Source organism: Pseudomonas sp. KB_15, assembly GCF_052114525.1.
Taxonomy (GTDB): Bacteria; Pseudomonadota; Gammaproteobacteria; order Pseudomonadales; family Pseudomonadaceae; genus Aquipseudomonas.
The window spans coordinates 1-3,237 of record NZ_JBFREX010000094.1 but is presented as its reverse complement, the minus strand read 5'-3'; the positions used below and the strand labels follow the sequence as shown (position 1 = coordinate 3,237).

The following is a 3,237-nucleotide window of genomic DNA, read 5'->3' as shown; positions in this document are numbered from 1 at the left end:
GGTCAATGGTGGGAGCGAGCCTGCTCGCGAAGGCGGACTAGCAGCCGACGACGAGGGTGGCTGACMTWCCGCCATCGCGAGCAAGCTCGCTCCCACAGTGGTTTTGTGTCGTACACGGGATTTGTGCTCGACACCGGTCAATGGTGGGAGCGGGCTTGCTCGCGATAGCGGCCTGACAGTCAGCGCAAATACCAGTCGATAGTTAGTACCCCCCCCCACACGGCACCACCGTACGATCCACAAAAAAAGCGCCCGGTCCACATTGCATGGACCGGGCGCCGATCACTGCGCTCTAGTGCACTGGCACTGTCACGGTTCTGCCGAAGGCCGATGTGACGGTCGCCGTCGCACCAGGCGACGGGCCACTGCCGACGGTCGTCACCGCTATATTCCAGCGCGCGCCTGTAGCCGTAGGCGTCAGGGTGGCGGCGCCAAGGTTCACCGGACCGGATGTGGTCGTGGCAGTCGCCGTGATGGTATTGCCCGTGCCACGCGTGGTGGTGCCGGACAGGACCCAGTAATAGCGACTGTTGCTGCGGGCGATGACGGTAGCGCTGGTGACGATCAGGTTCTCGACGACCACTGCCCCGACCGCCACGGACACCGTCGCCGGTGCCGATTCCGCACCCTTGGCATCGGCGGCCTTATAGGTAAAGGTCGCGGTGAACGGCGCGAGGACCGTGGCCGGTGGTGTGTAGATCACGCGCACACCATCGGTGCTGACCACGCCCTTGCCGGAGTCCGGTTGCGCCAGCCCCACCACTTTAAGTGGCACGTTGCCGTCAGGGTCACTGTCGTTGGCCAGCACGTTGATGGTCAGCGGTTGGCCGTTGTTGCTGATGGCGCTGTCGGGGTTGGCGATCGGGTTTTTGTTATCGCCGTCATTGACACGGGTATCGCCAGTGCGGAAGGTTGGCAGCGCGGCGGAGTTGACGTAGGTAACGCCGTCCCAGCCGGGCAGGGGCGTTGGCATCAACTGGAACTGGCCGGGGTGCTCGATATCCCAGCGCAGCAGCATGGCGTTATCCTCGTGCTGGGTGTTGTGGCAGTGCTCCATGTAGGTCCCGGCGAATTCGCGGAAGTGGATCGCCATTTCCACTTCCTGAGAGGTGTCGATGCCCTCGCCGATGCGATAGACGTCCTTACGTGCCCATTTTTCCCATTCCGATGGCGCCTTGCCATCGCGGTGGAGGATGATCCCCTCTTCGAAGTGCACGTGCACCGGGTGGCTCCAGCCGTTGCCGCCGTTCTTGATTTTCCACACCTCAAGGGTGCCGTCGCCGGAGAACCCGGCATCGGTCGGGCCGTTGGCCAGTTGCGGAGCGGCGCTGATCCGCCGTGGGTCCATGTGGTAGCCGAAACCGCCGTCGGTCTTGATGGTCCAGGGTGCTTCGTCGGTGCCGTCGGAGCGACCGAAGATGAACTCACGATGCCGTGCCAGCTTGAGCTTGGCCTGCATCGCCGGATCGTCGCGGTTGATGGTCAGCGGGATCATCATCTTGCCGGCCGCTTTACCCGGCTTGGCGGGTTCGTAGTCGGCGGGGTTCATGCTCACGTCCTGGCCGGCATAAGGCTGCACCACCATCTGCATGAACTTGCCCACCGCCGGGTCGCCACCGTCCCATTCCAGCCCTTTGCTGCCCGACTTGAGCACCGCTTTGTACTTCCCGGACAGCACATCGGCCAGGCTCAGCGGTACACTCTCCGGACCCTTGCCGGTCTGGTGGTCCATCAGGTTGACGAAATACAGCTTGTCGCCGGTGCTGATCCCGTTTTTCGCGAAGTTGACGATGATGTCGTAACGCTCGGCGATGCCCATGGTGGGCAGGATGGCGTTGTGGTTCTGCATGTCGCCGTCAGCGTCCAGGTCCATGCTGCCGTCGAACGGCACGGCGTGTTCCATGAGGTTGCCGTCGTTGGCGATCAAGTGGAACGGCACCCGGGTATAAGACACACCGGAACCTGCCGGGCCAGGGAATTCGCCGCCGGTGCCGGCGACTTCACGTACCAGCGCGATCCTGAAGTAGCGCGACACCGAGCCATTGAGGATGCGGAAGCGATAGCTGCGCGCCCGCACATTCAGGCGCGGCTGGTACTGCCAGTTGACCAGCACCTGATCGCCGAGAAAACCGTCGGTGTTGAACGGGTTGAACCACAGTTGGCCGTTCTGATCCCAGGCCTTGTCGGCAATCATCAGGTTGACATCGTAGTCGCGGTTGCCCCAAGGCAACGCCGAACCGCTGGGCAGGCGCAGGTTGACGCCGTCTTCGAAGGCTTCGTTACCGCGATCCAGGGCGCTGTAGTAATTCATCATTACCGCGTTGCCCTTGTAGACGTTCTGCGCGGTGAAATCGAGCATGTGGTCATGGAACCAGTGGGTACTCATGGTTTCGCGCCAGTCGCCACGGATCTTGATGCTGCCGTTGTTGCACGTCTTGAGGCCCGGAGTGGCATCGTTGACATACAGGGTTTCGCCCGGGGCGCAGGGGAACGCCGCGCGCGGATCCTGGGCGCTGGTGTTGATGGTGTCGTAACCGGCCAGCTGGATCGGCCAGCGATAGTCGTAGTACTGCCCCGGAAAGAAAAACGCATTGGCATAGCCGTCGCTTTCGGCCGGGGAGTGGCCGTTGTGTTCGTGGGTGGTGAGGGTGTGCAGGCCAAATCCCATGTTGGCCGACGGATCGATCGGCAGGGCGTTGTAGTGACGCATCAGCACCGGTTGGCCGTAACGCACCATCAACAGTTTTGGCGGAAAGGTGCCGTCGAAGGTCCAGAGCGCCTTGTGGTTCTGAATCGGCATGTTGGGGTGGAAACGGGTGTCGATGCCTTTGGTCGTGCCCACTATGACCGGGGAGTCCGAGGTCTGGTTGTAGAGCCCGCCAGGCCCGAACTCGCCGACGGCGTAGTTGTGCATTTGCCGGCGATCGCGCATGCCGCCGTTGAGCTTGGCGCCCACTTGAGCGGTTTTGAAGCCGACCTGTGGGTAAAACTCGTTCCAGCGCTGGTGCGACCAGCCTTTTCCTGGCGGACGACCTTCGGCCGGCGAGCCGACCGGATGGCGGTTGAGGAAGGCTTCGATCTGCGCTTGCCACGGGTTGCGGTCTAGCGCATTGGAATACTGCGACGGAAACGGGTACAGCCCCGGCTGGCGCATGAAGGCTTCGAGCGCCGCGGCCGAAGGGCCGCTGCGGGCGATGCTGTTCGGGTCCTGCACGGGAGCCGGGCCGACGGTCGGAA

The 3,237-nt window shown here is 63.0% G+C and carries 1 protein-coding gene; it reads right to left on the bottom strand.

The genetic code is table 11. From position 1 onward, the window contains the following. Nucleotides 1–292: 292 nt before the first annotated feature. A partial coding sequence (locus AB4Z35_RS29775; protein WP_442101126.1) for an Ig-like domain-containing protein occupies nt 293–3,237 on the bottom strand: 2,945 nt, incomplete at its 5' end.